At 45.0% G+C, this 22258-nt stretch carries 16 protein-coding genes; 10 read left to right on the plus strand and 6 right to left on the minus strand.

Annotation, left to right across the window (positions count from 1 at the left end; genetic code table 11):
- Positions 1–184: 184 nt before the first annotated feature.
- The 3 genes from AB4133_RS12995 to AB4133_RS13005 all read left to right on the plus strand — a co-directional run bounded on the left by AB4133_RS12995 (position 185) and on the right by AB4133_RS13005 (position 4797).
- Positions 185–1897, plus strand: coding sequence for a glycoside hydrolase family 19 protein (locus AB4133_RS12995; RefSeq protein ID WP_372224694.1), 1713 nt, complete (start codon positions 185–187; stop codon positions 1895–1897).
- A 273-nt stretch (positions 1898–2170) separates the two neighbouring features.
- On the plus strand, positions 2171–3721 hold the full coding sequence (locus tag AB4133_RS13000; RefSeq protein WP_137001226.1) for a Na+/H+ antiporter NhaC family protein: 1551 nt from the start codon (positions 2171–2173) through the stop codon (positions 3719–3721).
- 482 nt (positions 3722–4203) lie between these two features.
- A complete protein-coding gene (locus AB4133_RS13005; protein ID WP_010440610.1) occupies positions 4204–4797 on the plus strand; it encodes an acetate uptake transporter in 594 nt (197 codons plus the stop codon).
- A 159-nt stretch (positions 4798–4956) separates the two neighbouring features.
- On the opposite strand, the gene AB4133_RS13010 is transcribed toward AB4133_RS13005, so the two are convergent.
- From AB4133_RS13010 to AB4133_RS13025, 4 genes are all read right to left on the minus strand, one after another.
- Positions 4957–6504, minus strand: coding sequence for an alanine/glycine:cation symporter family protein (locus AB4133_RS13010; RefSeq protein ID WP_372224696.1), 1548 nt, complete (start codon positions 6502–6504; stop codon positions 4957–4959).
- Positions 6505–6974: 470 nt separating this feature from the next.
- Entirely contained in the window at positions 6975–8345 is a 1371-nt protein-coding gene (locus AB4133_RS13015) for an MBL fold metallo-hydrolase (RefSeq protein WP_372224698.1), read from the minus strand.
- A 147-nt stretch (positions 8346–8492) separates the two neighbouring features.
- Complete coding sequence (locus AB4133_RS13020) at positions 8493–9260, minus strand: 1-acylglycerol-3-phosphate O-acyltransferase (RefSeq protein WP_017065917.1); 768 nt, start codon at positions 9258–9260, stop codon at positions 8493–8495.
- A 196-nt stretch (positions 9261–9456) separates the two neighbouring features.
- The gene (locus AB4133_RS13025) at positions 9457–10395 is read right to left on the minus strand and encodes a hypothetical protein (RefSeq protein WP_136974081.1); all 939 of its coding nucleotides are present in this window, start codon (positions 10393–10395) and stop codon (positions 9457–9459) included.
- Positions 10396–10654: 259 nt separating this feature from the next.
- Here AB4133_RS13025 and AB4133_RS13030 point away from each other — a divergent pair, with 259 nt between their 5' ends.
- From AB4133_RS13030 to AB4133_RS13055, 6 genes are all read left to right on the plus strand, one after another.
- Positions 10655–12367, plus strand: a complete 1713-nt coding sequence (locus AB4133_RS13030) for a class I SAM-dependent methyltransferase (protein ID WP_372128776.1) — start codon at positions 10655–10657, stop codon at positions 12365–12367.
- 58 nt (positions 12368–12425) lie between these two features.
- Positions 12426–13154, plus strand: a complete 729-nt coding sequence (locus AB4133_RS13035; protein ID WP_372224700.1) for a DUF429 domain-containing protein — start codon at positions 12426–12428, stop codon at positions 13152–13154.
- Positions 13155–13235: 81 nt separating this feature from the next.
- Positions 13236–14045: a M15 family metallopeptidase gene (locus AB4133_RS13040; protein ID WP_372224702.1), complete on the plus strand. Its 810-nt coding sequence runs from the start codon at positions 13236–13238 to the stop codon at positions 14043–14045.
- A gap of 305 nt (positions 14046–14350) precedes the next feature.
- Positions 14351–16231: an ATP-dependent zinc protease gene (locus AB4133_RS13045; protein WP_372224704.1), complete on the plus strand. Its 1881-nt coding sequence runs from the start codon at positions 14351–14353 to the stop codon at positions 16229–16231.
- Positions 16232–16475: 244 nt separating this feature from the next.
- Entirely contained in the window at positions 16476–17540 is a 1065-nt protein-coding gene (locus tag AB4133_RS13050; protein ID WP_017059741.1) for an HlyD family secretion protein, read from the plus strand.
- Complete coding sequence (locus AB4133_RS13055) at positions 17530–18543, plus strand: DUF2955 domain-containing protein (protein WP_017059742.1); 1014 nt, start codon at positions 17530–17532, stop codon at positions 18541–18543. The genes AB4133_RS13050 and AB4133_RS13055 overlap by 11 nt, the downstream gene beginning before the upstream one ends.
- 113 nt (positions 18544–18656) lie before the next feature.
- Here AB4133_RS13055 and AB4133_RS13060 read toward each other — a convergent pair whose 3' ends face one another.
- Both AB4133_RS13060 and yfcC read right to left on the minus strand, forming a co-directional pair.
- Complete coding sequence (locus tag AB4133_RS13060) at positions 18657–19664, minus strand: succinylglutamate desuccinylase/aspartoacylase family protein (protein WP_017059743.1); 1008 nt, start codon at positions 19662–19664, stop codon at positions 18657–18659.
- Between the two features lie 128 nt (positions 19665–19792).
- Positions 19793–21271 carry a putative basic amino acid antiporter YfcC gene (gene yfcC / locus AB4133_RS13065; RefSeq protein ID WP_017071864.1) on the minus strand — a complete coding sequence of 493 codons (1479 nt, stop codon included), beginning with the start codon at positions 21269–21271 and terminating at the stop codon, positions 19793–19795.
- Between the two features lie 398 nt (positions 21272–21669).
- Between yfcC and AB4133_RS13070 the strand changes: the two genes are divergently transcribed.
- Positions 21670–22218 (plus strand): recombinase family protein, encoded by a 549-nt coding sequence (locus tag AB4133_RS13070; RefSeq protein WP_017059745.1) that lies wholly within the window; start codon positions 21670–21672, stop codon positions 22216–22218.
- Positions 22219–22258 lie beyond the last annotated feature (40 nt).

Below are 22258 nucleotides of genomic sequence, written 5' to 3' on the forward strand. Positions count from 1 at the left end.
AGAAACCAAATGAGTTGGAAACTAGATATCAGCTCAAGAAACCATGAGACGCTTTGTTGTGCTGAGCCATGTATCAAAAAGATCACTCGCACTTTTTATAAATTCACACAGCTACAGCTAGGCCATTCCACATGTGAAGCATACTCTTTGATGGACTTATTAAGGACAGATAAGAGAATCCATCATGTTAAAAATCAAATATTTGGCGACAGTACTGGGCTGCACATTAGCAGCGCAAAGTCATGCGTCTTTGAACATTCAACCTGATCCGCAAAACCCGAATGGTTACCTTGTTGAAAAGTCGGCTCTACAAGCTGCTGAACAAGCGAAAACATCCGATCCTATGTATGCGATCTGGTCACAGGCCCTTCAAACTCGCCCGAATACAATCGTTGAAGCGATTGAACCCGGTTCCCCCTCCAACCCTGAAAACGTAAAGCGTGTAGAGCGCGTGTTCCCTCAATCGGAATGGAACTTCCTCACTCAGATGGCAGCGCCAGAATACACCTACACTCGCTTCTTACGTGCAATTGGCAAATTCCCAGCCTTCTGTGGAGAGTACACCGATGGCCGTGATTCTGATGCTATCTGTAAAAAATCCATCATCACGGCCTTTGCTCACTTTTCACAAGAGACGGGTGGGCATATCGCGATAGACAACACCTCTGATAATCCATTAGCTCTAGAAGAGTGGCAGCAAGCGCTGGTGCATGTTCGCGAAATGGGTTGGTCTGAAGGCCAAGAAGGTTACACCACCGGTTGTGGTCAGAACGATTGGCAGAATGCCCGTTGGCCATGTGCTGCGGGACAGGGCTACTTCGGACGTGGTGCTAAACAGCTTTCTTACCATTTTAACTACGGCGCGTTCTCGGAAGTGATGTTCGATGGCGATGCAACGGTTCTATTGAATAACCCAGGTTTGGTTGCTGATTCATGGTTGAACTTGGCTTCTGCTATCTGGTTCTTCCTTACCCCTCAAGCACCTAAACCAGCCATGCTGCATGTTATTGACCGTACTTGGACGCCCTCTCAACGCGAATTGGATGCGGGTATTGGTTATGGCTTTGGTACCACGATCAACGTGATCAATGGTGGTATTGAATGTGGCGAGCAGAACAAAGACAAAGGCCAACCCGTTAACCGTATTCGTTACTGGGAAGGGTTAGCAGCGCACTATGAAATTCCAGTAGAAGCCGATGAAGCCAATACATGTTGGCAGCAAACGCCTTACGGAAGCTTGAATCTCAACGGAGCAACCGATGTGTTGTACACCAACTGGGATGGTAACTGGAAATACTACGCTGACCGCCCAGAAGGTTACTCATTTGAGTGTGAGCTTGTTGGTTTCCAAACGGCTTATTCTGCGTTGGTGGCTGGCGATTACGAGAAGTGTGTGACCAATTTTTATGGGTCACATGCGAGTTGGCCTGAAGTGAAAGTGGTCGATAAGCTGGATCCGGTAGATCCAGGAACCAATCCCGGTGGTAATGGTTGGAGTGCGAGCAAGGTTTACAACGCGGGTGACCAAGTGACTCATAATGGCGCAACCTACGAAGCGAAATGGTGGACACAAGGGGATGACCCTGCCAATGGTGGCCCTTGGAAACTAGTAGCGGGCGAGCCAACACCACCAGTTGTGACAGATCCAACGCCTGTTGATCCTGCCCCTGTCGATCCAGAACCAGTAGACCCTGCACCCGTTGAACCACCTGTGACAGAACCGCCAGTGGTTGTCGATCCATCTGAATTTATTACGTGGCAAGCCGGTGTTAGCCAAGTGAGTAATGGCGATAAAGTGACGCATAACGGTAAGTGCTTCGTGGCTAAAAACGGCCCAGGTGTTTGGGAAAGCCCAGTTCAATCGAATTGGTTCTGGGATGAAATCAGCTGTAATTGATAGTCTGAATACTGAAGAGGTGGCCTAAGTTACGAGCTCAGTAGTACGACCATAGCGATATAAATAATCAAAAGCCGAAGTTTCTACTTTCGGCTTTTTTCCGTTTCGAACTTGGCTATTTAAGCAGGGTGATTGGTCTATTTGGCTATGTTGAAGCGCATTTAAAGACTAATTATCCAGTTAGAGGATAAAGTTCTGTACAAATGATACTTGTGAATTTATATTCAAATTTAATTTATATTTATTCTCTTATTTTAGGGTTAAGGTGTACCTATGGAACAGACAGATATCACGTCACTCATCCCCATTGTGATTACTTTGGTGTTGTCATTGGCGACAAGGAATGTGGTGATAGGCCTTTTTGCTGGTGTGCTGAGTGGTGTTGCAATGCTGACTGGCATGTTTAGCGAACTTAACCCGCTTGATACGTTTGGTACCATGGTGAAAGGTTACCTAGTCCCTCAACTTACCGACAGCTATAACGCTGGTGTGATCATGCTGTTGGTATTCATCGGTGGCTTTGTCGCATTGATGGAAAAGTCCGGTGGTGGCGTCGCGTTTGCAAAGCGAGTGACTCAGTGGGTAAGCAATAAATGCCAAGCTCAATTGTCAGCATGGTTGGGTGGAATCGTTATATTTTTCTCAGACTTAGGCACCCCTTTAATTGTTGGCCCTGTTTTTCGTCCCCTTTTCGATAAACTGAAACTTTCTAGACAGAAGCTAGCATTCATCATTGATTCAACCTCGTCGCCCGTTGCTATTCTTATCCCTTTCATTGGATGGGGTGTTTACATCATGAGCCTTATTCAGAAAGAGTTCACGGCGTTGAATGTCAACATGTCCGATTGGGATGCCTTCATCGGTGCGATTCCTTTTCAGTTCTACGCATTTCTTGCGATTTTCATCGTTCCGCTTGTGTCCGTTAAAGGTTTAGACTTTGGGCCAATGGCAAAAGCCGAGCGTGATTGCCAGGCGGGAATTAACTCTGGCGTGAATAACGAATCACTAAATCCGTTCTCGCATAAAAATGCAAAGGCATCTTTTGTCTGGGCACCATTGTTAGTGATGCTGGTGGTGTTGTGTGCCATGTTGGTTCCACAAGGCTTCCCGTTCCAAAAGGTCGCAGGTTCATCATTTAGAGCGGCGTTATCATCGGCTTATTTCTTTGCGGCGATTACATTAATTTCGTTAATGGCTTACTACGGTGTAAGAAAGTTGTCTGATGGTGTTTCTGTGTACTTAAAAGGCATGGGAAACATGATGCCAGTCGCGATCATCTTGGTATTGGCTTGGGCATTAAGCACCGTTGGTAAAGAGTTGGGTGCAGCGGCTTATATTGCTGAGCAAGCACAGAGCGGTTTCCCTTACTGGTTAGTACCTGCGGTCGCGTTCTTGCTGTCTGCCATTATCTCATTCGCAACGGGCTCATCGTGGGGAACCTTCGCGATAATGATGCCTTTAGTTATTCCAACCGCGATTGCGATAGATGCTCCGCTTCTCGTCGCGATTGGTGCCGTGTTATCGGGTGGCTTGTTTGGTGATCACTGCTCACCGATCTCTGAAACCACGATTCTTTCTTCAACCGGGGCTGGGTGTGATCAGTTTGAACACTTTAAGACGCAGCTACCTTACGCATTGATGAACGGCTCTATTGCTCTGATTAGTTTTGTAGTCGCAGGCTTTACGGGAAGTGCATTGGTTGTATTAGGTGCTCTTGTTGCTCAGTTGATTGTCGTGACGTTGTTAGCCAAGCGCGATGCGAGTAAAAACGCTTCTTCAGACGTTCAATCTCAAGTGTCTGAATCTAAACCACAACAAGCGTAATTTAATCTGTCCAAGTAGATACGAGATTTAATGGAGTAAACAAGTAACGAAAAGCTCGCCCTATTATTACTCGTGTTTGCAATTTAGTTTCTCGCTTGCTCAATCTGAACGCCCTTTTCGCATCCCGTATCTCGTTACCCGCATCTAAGCAAACCTCCGTCATTCCCTACAGTGAGGAACGAACGTGGTAGGGAGTCTCTGGCGTTTATCGTCGGTGCTTATGTCTAAAAGGAGATTCCAGATATCTCGTCCCTCGATTCTGGAATGACGATCAAATGAGTCGATACGTGACAGGGAATTTGTTTACTTATAGGTTCTATGAATTAATTAGCGTTGTTATGAAACTAATTTTCCATAAGATCATTTACACAATCTTAGTTTTCGATAACTGGATTACCTAGTTGTACGGTTTATAGATTAAAATTTTCTGATAATTTTTATCGCTTTTTTTTAATCAACCACTTTAATAAGGTAAATTCGCAATGTCGACCAAACTAGCTAACCCAGCGCCACTAGGCTTAATGGGTTTCGGTATGACCACTATTCTTCTTAATATCCACAACGCAGGTTTCTTTCCAATCGATTCAATGATTCTTGCTATGGGTATTTTTTACGGTGGTTTGAGCCAAGTTATCGTGGGCACAATGTGTTTCAAACGTGGTGACACGTTCGGTACAACTGCGTTTACTTCTTACGGCCTATTCTGGTTGTCTTTGGTTGGTTTAATCGTGATGCCTTACATGGGTCTACCTGCAAGCCCTGCAGCATTCATGGGTTGGTACCTACTACTATGGGGCATCTTCACAGGCTTCATGTTCATCGGCTCTCTATGCTACCCAGTGGCGAAGCAAGTAGTATTCGGTTCACTAACTATCTTGTTCTTCCTACTTGCAGCTCGTGATTTCACTGGCAGCGAACTAATCGGCACTATCGCTGGTTTTGAAGGTATTTTCTGTGGCGCTTCAGCTATCTACTTTGCAATGGCACAAGTAATCAACAACGAATACGGCCGCACAGTACTGCCTATCGGTGAGAAGAAAGCACCTCAAATGGCAACACAAGAAATCGCTGCTTAATGCTCTAACTCGGGAACAGTTAGTTTGTTATAAGCTGTTTATTGGTTATGAACAAAACAAAAGGGGTTAGCCGAAATGGCTAACCCCTTTTTTATGCGTTATTAATAGAGCCAGTTAAAGAGGTCTATTTGTTAAAGCAATCTATTTGTTAAGGCGAGTTTAAGCTGAAGGTTGCTCTACAGGTTTAGTGTCTGCAGTTTCAGCTTCAGGAGATTTTCCTGTTTTACGCTTGTACTTCTCTTCCCAGTAGGTAGCACCTTTAATGCCTAGTTTTACAGGGTTGAACGTGTACTCAGTGACGCCTTGTTTCTGCTGTTCTTCGTAGTCAGCTAGAGCTTTAAGCGCAGGCTTAGACATGAAGAAGATGATCAGAATACCCACGATGTTTAACCATGCCATCAAGCCAACACCAACATCACCCATTGCCCATGCAAGGTTCGCTGTTTTAACTGTGCCATAGAAAACTGCAGTGATAAGAACAAGCTTAAGTACGAACATCATGCCAGGGATCTTGATGGTACGACGTAGGTAAGCAATATTCGTTTCTGCGATGTAGTAGTAAGCAAGAATCGTTGTAAATGCGAAGAAGAACAGAGCAAATGCGATGAATGGCTTACCAATGCCTGGTAGTGCACTTTCAATAGCAAGCTGTGTAAATACAGGACCATTCGCACCAACGTTTGCTGCTAGGTTCTGAACAAGGAACACACCCTCAGCGCCGCCGTGAACGTTGTAAGCACCAGTGATGATGATCATGAACGCTGTAGCAGAACATACTAGAAGAGTATCGATGTAGATAGAGAACGCTTGTACCAAACCTTGCTGAGCTGGGTGATCGACATTTGCCGCTGCTGCCGCGTGAGGACCAGTACCTTGACCTGCTTCGTTTGAGTAAACACCACGCTTAACACCCCAACCAATTGCAGCACCAAAGCCCGCCATAGGTGTGAATGCATCGCCAAGAATCATTCCGAAAACAGCTGGCACTTGGCCGATGTTTAGCAAGATGATAACGAACGCGATAATGATGTAAGCCAATGCCATGAATGGAACAACAATTTGTGTGAAGTTCGCAATACGTTTAACACCACCAAAGATGATGAAAGCAAGGATGATAGCAACAACAGTACCAGTGAAAATTTTAGCGAAACTGAATGTACCGATAGCTGTTTCAATCATGTCGCCTGAGCCAAATGCAGCTTCTACAGCATTACCAATACTGTTTGACTGAACACCTGGAAGCAAAATACCACATGCAAAAATAGTCGCGATTGCGAAGATCCATGCGTACCACTTCTGACCCATTGCTTTTTCAATGTAGTAAGCCGGACCACCACGGAACTGGCCTTCGTCTTCTTCTTTGTAGATTTGCGCTAGCGTAGATTCTGCATAAGCAGTCGCGGCGCCAAAGAAGGCTACAACCCACATCCAGAATACTGCACCTGGGCCACCGAAACCGATAGCGGCAGCAACACCAGCAATGTTACCTGTACCTACACGGCCAGATAGCGAAACGGCTAGAGCTTGGAAAGACGAGATGCCTTTTGATGAGCTTTTACCCGATAGTAGCAAGCGCCACATTTCAAAGAAGTGACGGATTTGAACAAATCGAGTCATGATGGAGTAGAACAAACCTGCACCTAAACATAGGTAGATAAGTACTGGGCTCCAGATTATTCCATTCAAAAAATCAACGAATGACTGCATGAGTATTTTCCCTGTTAGTTTTGCTTATGATTGTTTTTCGAACAACACAATACTTCACTTGTAACCCGAGTGTTAAATTATTTAACTGCCTATTAGGATTACTGTGACATAAAGCATGTTACAGGGAGTGTTTGTTAACGCTTAGTGCTAATTTGATAATCGTTTCATTAAAATTGATATGCAATTGGTTGTTTTTAGTGTCGGTTTGTAAAGTGAATAAATAGTGATTAATACAAATTTTCGAAACTCACAATATGTGTCAGAAGGGAAAGTAGAAGAAAAATGAGAGGAAACGTTGTTCAGTACTAATGACTGTTAACACATTACGACGGTAAAGACGCAAGAATATATCACCGATATAGTGAAATTAGGCAGGTTTAAGGGGAGGTATTATTTAAAATATCAGTAGTGATTTTTAGAACTTTCCGTAAGGATTACCGCAATCAGAAATCGTGAATCAATCGCCTGTTTTAAACGACTTTAAATCCTTTTCCAACCAAAGCTTGAGCGAACTCAGACTGAGTGTTTGGATCTCCGTGAATCAAATGTACCTCTTTGGGTGGCACGGTTATTTCTTCTATAAATCGATTGAGATCATCTTTATCAGCATGAGCAGAGTAGCCAGACATACTATGGATCTGAGCCTTCACCTCAACGTGTTGGTTATCGATGGAAACCTGTTTTTCTCCTTGTTGTAGCTCTCGCCCGAGCGTTCCGTGAGCTTGATAGCCAGCTAAAATTACATCGGTTCGTTTATCGGGAAGCAAGGCGGATAAGTAGTTCATTATCCTGCCACCCTGACACATCCCAGAAGCTGCGACCACAATCGCAGGTTCACCTGTCAACTTGAGGCGATTGACGATTTTCTTGTGCATTCTATGTCCATCGACAGTAATGCATTGCTCAAAAGCGAGTGGGTGGCGTTTCAGTTCAAGACGCTGCTTTGCTTCTTGTCCCCACAACTCTTTAAAACGTCGGTATGAACGCGTCACTTTTTGAGCCATCGGAGAATCGAGAATAATAGGAATATCGCTACTGAGTTGATGCTCAAAGATCAGGTGTTCGATATCAAAAAGCAATTCCTGCGTTCTGCCGATACTAAATGCCGGAATTAGAATAACGCCACCGTCGAGCAGTGAACGATCAATTATTGCTTTGAGGCGCTCAGCTCGCGTAGCGATATCATCATGAGTACTGGTGCCATAAGTGGATTCGATAAACAGATAGTCGGCTTGTCGTGGTGGCTTAGGATCGGGCAGTAGTGGTGTGTTACTTGGGCCCAAATCGCCAGAGAAGACTACCACCTCTTGGTTGGGTAACTTAATCTCGATATAGGCAGAACCTAAGATGTGCCCCGCAGGTTGAAAGCGAGCATACAGAGTATTTGGCCTATCATGATCCTTTCCGTTGTTTTGCTGTTTAGACGTGATTGGAAACCATTCCCCGTAAGGCTTGGGAGCAATTAACGAATGAATCTTTTTGAGTATCAGCTTCGACTGTTTATTGCTGAGTCCTTGCAGCTTTAAGCCATCCTCAATCATTAAAGGGGCAAGTTCAGCGGTGGCTTGCGTGCAATAAATCGGTTGGTTAAACCCACTGGCGAGTAACCAAGGTAATCGGCCAATATGATCAATGTGAGTATGGGTCAGCAGCAGAGCGTTGAGGTGGGATGTTTCAAATTCAATATCAAGAGGGCGAGTGTCCGCACCTTGAAGCTTTTTACCTTGAAGATCTAAACCTTGAAAAAGGCCACAATCGATGAGCACCGCTTGGCTTGAATCTCTTAGCTCGTGACAAGATCCTGTGACAGTATGTTTGCCACCATGGTGAATCACTTCCATCGTTTGCTCCCATTGCTCTATAAAGCCGTTAACGCCTGTTTTTATTTTGCGGATAAGCGCCAGCAAGTAAAACAAGAACAATGAGAGTTGCGATCGTTGAGTGTCTTTTTAAGTAACTGAGCGATGACTCAGTGGTTTCGTTGCGAGTTAGTTCGTAGAAGAACGGTCTGAATCCAACTCTGGTTTTTGCTGCGCCTCTAAACGAGCCACTTCGGCATCAAGCTCTGCTATTTTCTCTGCCATGAGTGCGTGACAGCGATTGGCCAGCTCTCTTGCGTCGCTAAGCTTGTATCCGGATACATCGATAGGTTCCAGCATCTCGGTGATCACAATGCCATTATTGGCTCGATTCAAGTCGATCTTATTGTGCGTGGTGCTGGTACACATCGGGGTGATAGGCACACCAGCTTCGATTGCCATTCGGAAAGCGCCCGTTTTGAATGGCAATAGTCCACGCCCTTTACTACGGGTTCCTTCCGGGTAAACCCAAACAGACAGATCTCTCTGATGAATCGCTTCCGCCACTTGCTTGATGGTATCGCGTGCTTTGGACTTATCTTCGCGGTTAATCATGATGTTACCGGTGATCCAATACAGCAGGCCAAAGAAAGGCACGTACAACAAATCGCGCTTGCCCAATGAAACGGTGCGCGGTCTTAGCATTCCTGGATCGGTCACAAAGTCCAATATGCTTTGGTGGTTAGAGATGTAGACGCTGTTTTCTGGTGTTGGGGCATTGTCTAGGCCGCGCTGCACCAGTTTTACACCGATGATCTTTTGGAGTTGGTTGAACCAACGACAGAAAACGTACACATGCTTGGGGTTCTTGGGGCTAAACAAGCAGTAAACAAAAGCACATAGAGTGGTGAAAATAATAAACACCGTAGCCAAAATAATACGAAGAACAGCAAGCACAATTCACTCCTTACTCACCGCAGATGGCAGTGATTAAATAGTTTTAGATGCTTGAAGTTTTCACTCTATTTAACCGAATTGCAACAATTAACTGTTATAGGGTTCTGTTTTTAGATCTTTATATAAAACAAGGACTAACAATGGGTGTTTGACACGGTTATCGAGCTTACACGTGTTCACCAGTAGCGAGGCATGTTCACCAATACTGTTTATTTGGATCCAACTCTTCTACCCATTCAGGATCTTGACGCGACTCTAAATAGAGTTGTAGGCCGTTATAGGACATGAAAGCTGCAGGGCCGCCGAGGTGCTCGAAATAGTCAAAATACTCATCTTCGAGAGCACAAAGGTGGGCTAAATCTTTAACCTTGTTAGCCAGCGCCCACTGAATGGCAAATACAGGCGCTATTGAGCCTGAAATATTCACCTCTTCGACGTTTGGGTTAAACATTGAATTAGCTTGCTCAAGCAGTATCTCTTCTTGTTCAGACTCTTGTTGTAGTACCTCTTCGACGATCTCCGAGCGCTTGGTATTAGAGACATTCTTGTTCAGCTTGGTGATTCGCAGTGCGTAGCTAAACCTTTCTGATGAAACGATGTCGACAAGCTGCGACAACAGCTCTTTGTCTACGCCTGCTGCCTTGGTGAAATAGTCGATACATGAATTGATTGAGGCATAACGAGTACCGTCAAACTCAAAGCCACTGGTTTCGTCGTATACCTCAAGTGGGATGTCATCAACCGACAAAGGCCAGCCTTTATAATCGACGCGTTGTTTGGCGATTTGATACATCTTCCAAGCGCTGCGCCCAAACCCACCGAGCGTCGAACCCGAGAAATCAGAATCAATAAGCTCTTGCTCCGTCCAGTTCTCACCGATGCCAAGGTGCTTAGCGTACTTGTCTATCAGAGTGTGTTTTATCTGATCGCGCACTGACCAAATTGAGGTTAGATTCTTTGAATAGTTAATTCTCGCACACTCATTACAAGCCGGCAGTGCTATCGGTGAATGGCCTATCTTGGCAACAGCCTGCGCTGTCTTAGGGAATTCAACAAGGTTACTGGAAGGCTCACCACAAAACCAACAGGTGTGGCGCAGATTGAATGGGGTATCTATGTGCGAGTATGTGTTCATTAGTTTTCTATCGGTTTGGTGCTTGAGGCGAGTTAATCATCTTCAAACAATTATCTCTGTTCGCACGTCAGCTTGCACCTTGTTTGTTTTTGTTTTGCTGACGAGACTGATTCGCCTGATGCACTCATTAGGTGGATATTGATATAAAACAGTCACTAACGATAAATATTGCTCGGTGTGGCTGAACTTGCATGAGCTGCTAGCAATCGCCTAAGCTCCCCATTACTATTGAGATAGACTCCTTACTCCAATAGCGCATATGTCCTCATCGATTCCTTTTTACGATAAAAATGCTCACACACTTTGCCAGCAGTACAACTCAGTGACGTTCGAGACGGTGCATAAAAGCTGGCAAGCTTATTGGCCTTTAGAGGGCGATAAAGTATTAGATGTCGGTGCTGGGAGCGGTCGTGATGTGCTATGGATGCACAAAGCCGGAGCTGATGTTATTGCGATAGAACCAAGTGCTTCATTACGCGAACAAGGCTCGAAATATACAGGCCCAAGTGTTACCTGGATTGATGATTCACTGCCTTCGCTTAGCCGCACTGAAAACCTCGGAATGCGTTTTGACCTGATATTGGTGAGTGCGGTTTGGATGCACTTAGCCCCGTCTCATCGAGAACGAGCATTTAGAAAGTTGTCTAACTTGCTAGCTCCAAATGGCAAGCTGGTGATCACTCTGCGTCATGGGGAATTTATAGACAGTCGACAAGGCTATGAAGTCTCGGTTGAAGAGCTCGAGCGTTTGTCAAAAAACAGCGCTTTGTTGGTTCGTCATGTCGATGATAGCCAAGACACATTGAACCGCAGTGAAGTGTGGTGGCAAACCGTGGTGATGACATTGCCAGACGATGGCTCCGGTGATTTGAACAAGGTGCGCCACATTATTGTGAATGACAACAAGTCGGCCACATACAAGTTGGCTTTGTTGAGAACATTACTGCGAATTGCTGATGCGCATTCAGGCGCTGTGATTGATCGAACTGATGGAAAAATTTCTCTACCAGTGGGCTTGGTTGCTCTGTATTGGGTTAGGCAGTTTAAGCGACTGATTGATATAGACATAGAAGGCGCTGGGATTCAGCAAAATAGCAACACAACGAAGGGACTTGGGTTTGTAAAAGAGGATGGTTGGAATAAACTCAAACACTTAAGTGCTGATGATCTAGCGATAGGCGCTATGTTTCTCGGCGATGAAGCCAAGGCTCTACAAAAGCTATTTTCACAAACGATCAGTACCATTAAATCAGGACCTGTGACTTTCATTTATCAAGGCTCGAAAGACAACCGACTATTCGATATATACCCACCTCACAAACGACGGAAGAGCCGAGAATCACTGGTCATTGATAGTGAGTTCTTAGAAAGTTTTGGTTATTTTACTCTCGATGAAAGCCTGTGGGAGTGCTTTAGAATCTACCACTCGTGGATTGAACCGCTGGTGGTGAATCAATGGGTCATGGAGATGCAGCGTTTCGAGTTGAACCGACAGCGAAGCATTTCACTACAGACTTATCACGACTGCTTGGTATGGATCGATCAAAACCATGATACTCGCGATGTGCGTAAACGTGTCGAGCAACTTAGATCTGATCGTGCCGACATCGTCAGCGTGTGGAGTGGAAAATCATTAAAAAATGAGTATCACGTTGATCACTGTTTGCCTTTCGCTTACTGGCCAAACAACGATAAGTGGAACCTCTTTCCTACTACAAGCAAAGAGAACTTAAGTAAAAGTGATAAAGTTCCTACGGCTGAAAAGCTGCGCTCGTCTAAGTCGAGGATTCTAGAGTGGTGGCAACTCGCTTGGAACGATTCGGCTCATTTTGAACAACAATTCTTTTCAGAAGCCGCGCTTTCGTTACCTAACATCCCTGCGCAGTGTCGAGACTTTGAAGAGGTGTTCGATGCAATGGGCTTGCAGGTACGTGGTGTAAAAAGCAGACTGCTGATTAGTGAGTGGCACTGATCATTAAGTGGGCTAGTTATCCCAAATAACCCTCAACAAACTAATCATCGAGAACATAATGAAATACATCGGAATTGATGGCTGCAAGTCGGGTTGGATCGCTTGGATTGTCTCTGACAATGAGATACCTGCGTTTAAAGTGGTAAACACCCTCGATGAGCTAGCGAGTGATCTTATCGGTTCAACGGCGCTTATCGATATGCCTATTGGTTTTAGTGATGCACAAACTCCAGATCGTTTGTGTGACAAAGCAGCAAGGCGTTTTCTAACCAGCAAGCGTGGTTCTTCGGTGTTTCCTGTTCCGTGCCGAGAGGCGGTTTATCAAACTGATTACATTGCGGCGTGTGATGCCAATGTGGAGCAGCTTGATAAGAAGTTTTCTAAACAGGCTTGGGGAATTGTGCCCAAGATCCGCGAGCTTGATGAGCTCATTGAATCTCACCCAAGCCTTTCGATAAGGGAATCACATCCTGAGGTGGTGTTTGCAGCATTGAAAGGCGAACCTCTGACCTTTTCAAAACAAAAGCCAGAAGGCAAAGAAGAACGGCTTTCTATTATTCAGCAACTCGCCCCTCAATGGTGTGACGGCTTGTCGTTGGCCATTTCAAACACCAAGCGTAAAGATGTGGCGATAGACGATATTTACGATGCGTTCGTACTTATGTTAGTTGCCTATTACGCTCCGCAATTATCGACCTTACCTGAGCCTTCTGATGTTGGTGGAAAAGCGGATATCGACCAGAACGGACGAGTTCGAGAGATTGTCTATTGGGACAAAACGCGCTAACAAAGCGTGCGCTCCACTTGGCTTAATATGCTATTTTCCAACTTCTGCTACTTTTCACTCTTACTATTTTGAGTTTTTGATATGAAACGTTTTATTGTCGGCTGTCTGGCCACTGTGCTCAGTGTTGCGAGTTATGCCCAAGTCGCCCCTATATCTCAATGGCAATGCGACATGATGAAAAAGAACAATGTCTTGAGTCGTGGTGCACCTGTTGGTTGTGAGCGACTATCCAAAGTGGATTTCGACTTCATTAATTTCAAAGGGGAAACGCAACAGGGCAATATGATCGTGCTTGATGTTATTGCGCCTGCTGTTGAAGAAATCTTTTCAGAGCTTAAACAGCGCAATTTTCCTCTTCATTCCGCTCGCCTAATGCGTGAATTCAGAGGTGATGATAGCGCCTCAATGGATGCGAACAACAGCAGCGCCTTTAACGCTCGTCCTATTACAGGCGGAGGAGGTTGGTCGAAACATGCCTATGGTGTGGCAATCGACATCAACCCAGTTCAAAACCCTTTCTTAGAGTTTGATAGCAACGGAAGAATCACGGTAAAGCCTTCACAATCTGCGACTCGTTATGTGAACCGTACTCGTTTTCGTGCTCGTGATGAAATTGAACGCCGCGGCATGGCTGAAGATGTGGTGGAGCTGTTTGCCCATCACGGATTTATGATCTGGGGAGGGGATTGGAATAGCCCAATCGATACTCAGCATTTTGAGGTTGGATCAAGAAAGTTCGTTAACCAACTGCTCTCTAAACCACAACCTGAAGCCGAGGTGTTATTTGAGCGCTACGTCAAATCTTATCGACAGTGCTATCTCAAAAATAAAGGTGAGGACGCAGAAAAAGCTCGAGCTATCTGTGCAAAGAAAACAGTCGGGACTTTTTAGTGCTATGTTTATCTAGAACCGTTTGTGTTTTAGCAAGTTAAACTCGCTTCAGGTGTGTTTTGAATAGCTAAGGTCAGCGCTCGTCGTTGGCCTTTTTTGTATTCATTTCTTCAATAGAACACCGAGCATTGAAAAGGTTATTGGGTATCCATTAGTCAATAATCGATAAGCGAATGCAGCGCAAAGTCATCGGTTTGTCATTTAAAAACTCATAGCGTTAACGTTATGTGAGAACCATTGCTGGTGGGGGAACTCTTCGCGCAAACGCCAGTATTATTAGTGAACTGATCACAACGGACCAACTAATGAAAAAGATACCTTTGGCTCTAACTCTTTTAAGCACTCTACTTTTTTCACAATACACTTTGGCTACTGACACTTCACCTACCACTCAAAATCCCACTTACGAACTCGATGGTAAGTCGGTACTAGGTCGCACTGAGAACGTGTACCTATCAAGCGTTAAAGGGCTAAAAGACGTTCCTTTCATTGGTAAAATTGATACCGGTGCGGAAACCACTTCTATGCATGCTGAAGACATTCATGTGAAGAGCTCTAATCCCGACTACCAAAACCTCAAAGACAAAGAGTTGATGGCGGCGTTAACCGAAGACCTGTTGAACAATTCCGATGTTGATTACGATGATTGGGATGGCAGTACCTTTGCGAAATATGAGGCTGTGGTGTCTTTTAAGGTTCAAAACCCGCGGACGGGAGACATGGTATTAATCGAAGCGCCTTTAGAGCGTGTCAGCATGATACGCAGCCGCACCAGCAGCACGCCTTTGCTTCGCCCTACCGTAAAAATGTCGCTCACCATTGCAGACCAAGAGCTAAAAACCGACGTTAACCTGACCGACAGAAGCCACTTCTCTGCGCCAGTGCTGATTGGTAAAACCTTCCTTGCGGATAACGCGCTGGTGTTTGCAGGTTATGACTATTTACAAGAGCAAGAGAACGCGACCGTTGTTGGCCGAAAAGAGGTGGTGTCTATCTCTGGAATGGCGATGAACGCGACCTTCTCATTAAAAAATCGCTACAGCATCCTTCATGCAAAAGACATCGATATAGATAAGAAGAACAGTGAAGTGACGTTTGATATGTTCGACAACGACGGCAAGCAAAAAGAGATGACATTGCCGTTGGTTCGTATGTTAAGCGTGAGCGGTAAGAAGAGACCTTTGGTGTATGTGCCTGTTCAACTCGATGAAAACACGACTAAAGACGTTCTGGTGTACCTACGTGAGCGCTCGAGTAGTGAGTCGCAGTTGAGGTTTGGAACCAGCACCGCTAGCGAACTTTTCATGATTGATACCAACGCTGAAAATATTCTCTCTGAAGGCTCCGAGAGTTTCAGCGATGTCGCGAAAAAAAGTGAGCCACTGATCATCTCACCGGAAGAAGATATCACTTTAGATGGGTTTCCTATGAAGGCAGTTGCTTCATTCACCGTAAATACCCCTTTACTCAAAGTCGATAGTTTTGAAATGACAGGGAAGGGCAAAGACGCGTCCGTTGAATTCTTCCTTATTGATGCGAATGGTGAGCAACAGAAAGTCATTAAGAAAATAATCAAAAAGCTTCGAGTTGGGGATGACGTTCGCCCAGTTGTAAGTGGTGAATTTTTAGGTGCTGGTAAAGTTCGCCAACAAGAATTTGCTATCGACGTACTTAATAGCAACGAGAAAGAGTCCTACTTCGTGTTAGGCAAAAAGATGGCGAAAGATGGGGTGTATGTGAATACTCGATCTGACTACCTTTTGAAATCGGAGCCTTTATTTAAAGTTGGGCACATCGAAGTTGTTGAAGTCAACGGCATGACGTTCCCTGCCAAGTTGGATACTGGCGCGGATGTCAGCTCAATGAATGCAGTCAACATCAAACGATTTAAGAAAGATGGCCAAGACATGGTGAGCTTTACCTATCAAAACAACCAAGGCGATAAGCAAGATTTCACCAAGCCAGTGATTGATGTAATGCGTATCAAAGCCAAGAAAGGCGAGAAGGTGAACATTCGCCCTGTGGTAGAAATGAAGGTTAAGCTCGGAGACCTAGAGAAAGAGGTGAGGGTAAACCTTCAAGACCGTTCTCGCTTCGAATACAGCATGATCCTAGGTAAGAACTTCTTGAAGCACGGCGCAGTAGTGAGCAGCGATGAAGATTACTTGTTAGGTGATATGGAGTAACCCCTAAACTTATCTAAGTTCGTAGCAGAACAGATCTAAACAGCCACACATTTCATTAATGGGATGTGTGGCTTTTTGTTGATTGTTAATTGATGATTGTTGCCGTGACAATATTTCAAGTAATCGTTTGTTTTTACTCAAGAGACAGATCGACTAGACTACAATGAAGTGGAATTCACTTTAATTTTTAAAACATCGTATTCGGCAGGCGAGTAAATCGTGCTGTCGGATCGAGAGAGAGAGCATGTCAAAAGCAGAAAAATCTTCGCGTAAGCTTAGTTTAATTATTATTTCGGTTATTTTAGTAGTGTGGCTTTACAGTTTGTGGGCCGACCGCGTCACACCAATGACGGGGATCGCCCGTGTTCACTCTTATATTGTGCGTATTGCTCCTGAAGTTTCTGGCAATATCACGTCTGTGCAAACTGAAAATAATCAGGTCGTTGAAACGAACCAAGTGTTGTTTGAAATTGATGCTCGAAACTATCAGATCAGTTTGCGTTCCGCTGAAGCGAATCTTGCTCAAGTAGGCCAAAATATTGGCGCAAGCACAGCGGCGGTTAACGTTGCACAAGCGAAAGTGACCGAGGCGGTTGCGGCTCGGGATAATTCTCGAGAGCAAGCGAGTCGAGTGAGTGAACTCGCCAGTAAAGGGCTGGTTAGCCGCTCTGAATTAGACAACGCCATAGAGAATCGTGATCGTGCTGAAGCGTCATTGAAAGCCGCAGAAGCCTCTTTGGTTCAGGCAAAACAAGCGTTAGGGCCAGAAGGGAGTGATAATCCACAAGTGTTGGCGGCGATTGCAGCCCTTGAGCAGGCTCAGCTCAACTTACAGAAAACCCAAGTGATGGCTCCTTCTCATGGCGTGGTGAGTAACCTACAACTGACGGTAGGCCAGCGAGCAACCGCAGGCTCACCTGTTTTGACCTTTGTTGATCCGCGAGAGGTGTGGATATCTGCGTTATACAGAGAAAACTCGCTAGAGCATATACAAGTCGGGCAAAGAGTTGAGATCGTATTGGATGCGTTACCGGGGCGAGTGCTATACGGCACGGTTGATAGCATTGGTTGGGGAACGGGTGGCAGCAATAGCACTGACCAAGAGACTGGCTTTTTAAATTCAGACACCAATTCTATTGCCGCGCAGCGCTACCCAGTCAATATTGTGTTTGATCATGGTGAGGTTCCAAGCAACATTCGTTTTGGTTCACAAGCCACAGTGGCTGTCATGACAGAGCAAAGTACCCCAGGTGAGTGGCTTGCTCAGCTTTGGATGAGAATTCTAAGCGTGTGGACTTATGTTTCATAGCTCAGCTAACTCCATTATTCGATTGGTGTTACTGCCGCTTTCGCTGTTGTTCTACCATCAACAAAGTGGGCAGATGCTCGCTGTTTTGTCGCCCATATTTGTTGTGATGTTCATGACATTGATGCCATCCAAACCACCGATTAATTTAATATTAAAGGTGATTGTTGCATTAATCTTAATCAGCTTTGGTGTGGTGTTTTTTGGTAGTGTATTGGTCGACTCGCCAACCGGTTTTGTCCTCTATTGCTGGCTATTGCTGTTCTGGAGTTATCAGCGTAGCCATCAGAATACAAAAGATATCATCGCGACACTGACCATTATCGTGGTCATCGTGATGGTGGTGGTCAACAAGCAGATGCATCTCCCAATGGCGGGATTGCCCCTATTGTTCTTTGAAAAGCTGGTGATAGCTTTGATCGTCACTTACTTGGGGTTCTGGTTGTTCCCGGGGGATGAAGTGAATGTCCTTCCGACTGCGGCCGTTTCCGATGCGCCCACTACTGGTGACTATATCATGGTTGCATTTAAAGCGACCGCGGTTGTGGTTGTGCTGGCGATTTTGGTAGGAAATTCGGTGTCACAAACGATGTTGATTGCGATTACGCTTGGCAGTATGTTGAAAAGCCCATCGAATCACGACCACCGTACATTCAGCCGAAACAAGCTTGTCACCACTGGCGTTGGCATTCTGTTTACGTTACCTGTGATGATCATGATGGTGTCAGGCGCTCCAATCTTGGTTATTTATGGCGTGAGTTTGGTGTGTGGTTTGCAACTTGCGTGTTTTGCTATCAGGCGGCAGGCGAATCTGACGATTTATCAGCTCTTGTTTACTAATTTTACGACCTTGGCTTATCAGATCATCAGCCACCCAGGATCTGCGTCCCTCTCGGCACAAATGACACGTCTATTTGCCATTGTTTGTGCAGTCATGGTTGGCGCAGTGGTACTGGGCTTTCTCAGCAGTAATACTAATCATAGTCATACCGATCACAGTAAGTGATTAATATTTATAAGTAATAATAAGGGGATAGCTCTGCCGAGTTATCCCCTTTTCACAATATGGGTTAACGACTCAAATGCCATCAGTAAAGAGCCATTTGATGAAGTGACGTGTTACTTCAATAGTCTGACTAACAAAGCGCCCGGTTCACGCATCGGATCTTGATTGACACTGAGTACATAGCCATCAGCAGGGGCGTAATAACGTTGTTTCTCAGAACCAAAACTATCATATTGAATTGAAATCAATTGTTTTGATTGTACTGATTCACTGACCTTAACTTGAGGGAGAGCGAAACCACCGACATTGGCTCTAATGGTCACCGTTTCTTTGCCTTCAAAGCAGGCATAGTGAGGCTGATCTATCTTTGTAGAGATGATATTTTCCGAGTGCAGGATATTCATCACGCCATTCACTGAACGCTCAATGAGGTCGGGTTGTAAAACCTTTCCAGAACCAACCTCGACGGTGATAGCGGGCGTACCACTTTTATTGAGCTGCGTTTCTAAAACGCCATCATCACCTGGATCATCAAAAATACAGTCAGGATTGATCAATCGAGCCATTTTGATTGCTGCGGGGATTCGATAATCGGCAAAGACATACAAAGGATACTCTGCTCCGCGAGTTTGAGTATGCAGATCGATAGCAAGATCCGCATTATGGCTGAGTAGGTTCTGCCAAATTGAATGTGTAAAACGTTGTGAGGCATCACCGTTCGGGTTTCCAGGGAATATACGGTTAAGGTTTGCTGGGGATGCATCCGGATCCGATGAAATAAAATCTCGGCTGTGCATCAACATACCTGACACATTAATCATCGGAATAATGATGACTGTGCCGTGTATCTCCTCGTTTACGAGCTTTTGAATGACCTTCTGTGCGGTAATAACTCCATTTAATTCATCACCATGAACGCCTGCCGTTACCATTATTTTGCGAGCATTTTGACTTTGCTCACCGCGATAGACGACCACAGGTAAATGATGATTTTGACCAACACCGTTAGTTTGTGCCTCAAACCAGAAACGATGGCATCCCATCGGTAAGTCATCAACATTGAGTTGAGATATTACAGGGTGTCCATTTAGAACATCATTGGTATAAGTAGTTTTTCTCACACTAGTTTCCTTTGTCTCTGGTTCACAATCTATTCTGAGTCTGTGTTGGATGATTGTTATTGAAAGCTGTGATTAAAAATGGGCAGTAAACTGCCCATTGAGATACACGTAAATATTGAAAGGCGCTGTTATGCAAAACCCAGCAGGTGAGCCGCAACAATAATAACGCTCGACAAGCAGAATAGCAGCACGATAAAGCGCCAGCAGAATTTTGCCCAATCACCCCAGTCAATGCGGCATACACCTAGTGTTGCCATCAAAGAAGCTGATGTTGGGACGATGATATTGGTAAAGCCATCACCTAGCTGGAATGCTAAAACCGCGACTTGACGAGTCACACCTGCTAAATCGGCGAGTGGCGCCATTAATGGCATCGTTAGAGCTGCCTGCCCTGATCCTGACGTTACAAAGAAGTTGAAAATAGCTTGGAAGGCGAACATCAGCCAAGCAGCCATCGCTTCTGGCAATGCACTAATCACACCGCCCGCACTGCTTAAGATTGAATTCAGTACGCTTGGCTCGGTTGCATCGCTGCCGCCGCCTAAAATCAGCAAGATACCTTTAGCACTACCCACAAGAATAGCGGGCGCTAGCATCACACTTGCGCCTTCCTTAAATGAATCGGCCATGTCGTTGATGGTCATATCATTTAATCGGAAAATAACACCGATTAAGCCAGCAACAAATCCCATAGTGAAAAACTGAGAGGCAATTTCAGGAATGTACCATGCGTGAACCACTACACCCCAAATAACCCAGGTCATGCTCGCTATCACGGTGAGAATCACCAACGTATCGCCGATATTCCAACGTGATTGAGTCAAGTCTCCTTGTTGCTTCTTGAAGTAAACATCACCAGCTTTACTGTAAGATTTCGAAGGGTCTTTCTTTACCGAATTCGCATACCACATCGTAAAAGCGATGCCGAGCGCGGTGAAGAAAACCCATAGAGCGATACGCACCGATGCCCCAGATAAGACAGGTACACCAGCAATGCCTTGGGCAACAGCAACAGAAAATGGGTTCATCCAAGAAGCAGCAAAACCAATCTGAGTCGCTACGTACGTCACCATTACCGTAGTAATACCATCATAGCCAATACGTACCATTAGCGGCACGATAATAATGGCAAAGGCGACGGCTTCTTCACCCATACCAAATACAGCCCCACCGAGCGAGAACAGTGCAAATAATACTGGAATGAAAAGAGATTGACTGCCCTTGGTTTTGTCTATGAGACGCAAGATACCGTTATCAATAGTACCTGTGCGCATCACAATGCCGAAAGCACCGCCAATCACAAGCATAAACATGATAACGCCGATTGCTGAACCCCACTTAGATCCAGACACTAAACCTTCAAATACGAAGTTCATTAAGCCGATATCACCACCGCTGGCGAATAGTCCGACAGTATTGTAAATCGGGTTGCCTTGGGGGTCGGTGTGATAGGCAAATGAAGCTGGATCTAGAACGGTACGAGTTTTCTCTGCACCATCAGAAACATAGCTGATGTCTTGTGTTTCAAACATGCCTGCAGGTATGACATATGTCATTGCAGTCGCAAGCAACGCGATAAAGAAAATTAGCACCAGAGTATCTGGCATTTTCCATGTCTTATTTTGGATGGTATCCGATGTTGTGGTTGTCGTGCTCATTGTCAGTTTTTAGCTATAATTAAGATTGGCATAAAATATCACTAATTAAGCATATAATGTCAATTTTAAGTTGGTTTTTGGCTTGTTTGGTGGTGTTATGTTCTTGTTTTTGCGTGGCATGATGGTTTTTATTTTTAACTTGTTATTGCCTGGTTTTATTTAGAGGTAAAAAGTCCTAGCTCAGGTGCTTTTTAAGCAGTGCGGTAAGTTTCATAGAGCGACTCTGGATATATAAAAAACTATACTTTATGAGACTGTATCTAAGGTTGTCTCAAAAGCATTGACTTAGAGTTTTGATACATGTAATCCTGTAAGTGTTAAGAGGTTTTGAGACACTAGGAGTAAGCATGGCGAACGTAGGTTACATTCGAGTTAGTACAGCAGAGCAGTCCACCAGCAGACAGTTAGCAGATGTGAAACTGGATAAGGTGTTCGAGGAAAAGGTATCAGCTAAGACAGTAGACAGACCACAGCTACAGGCGTGCTTGGATTATGTCAGGGATGGTGATGTGCTGCATGTTCACAGCCTAGACCGTATCTGTCGTAGCGGTGCAGGTGATGCTGTAGGGCTGGTGGAGCAGATGAACCAGAAAGGTGTATCGGTACAGTTCCACAAGGAAGGAATGAGATTCGATGGTGTAATGAGTGCAGCGCAGAAAGGTGTACTAGGGATACTCGCAGCAGTGGCACAGATGGAAAGGGAATTGATTAAAGAGCGTCAGGCTGAGGGGATAGCAGCAGCGAAGGCAGCTGGTAAACACATAGGTAGACCGAAAGCACAGGTGACGAAAGAGGATGTGCAGAAGCTATTGGATAACGGTGTACCTAAAGCTCAGGCAGCTAAAGAATTAGGGATAGGTAGGGCTACGCTGTATAGATTACTTGATGGGCAATGATGGTATAATGCCTTGAGTATCAAAGACTAGGGATAGTTCA

The organism is Vibrio sp. 10N.286.52.F8 (assembly GCF_041468745.1).
GTDB lineage: Bacteria > Pseudomonadota > Gammaproteobacteria > Enterobacterales > Vibrionaceae > Vibrio > Vibrio crassostreae_C.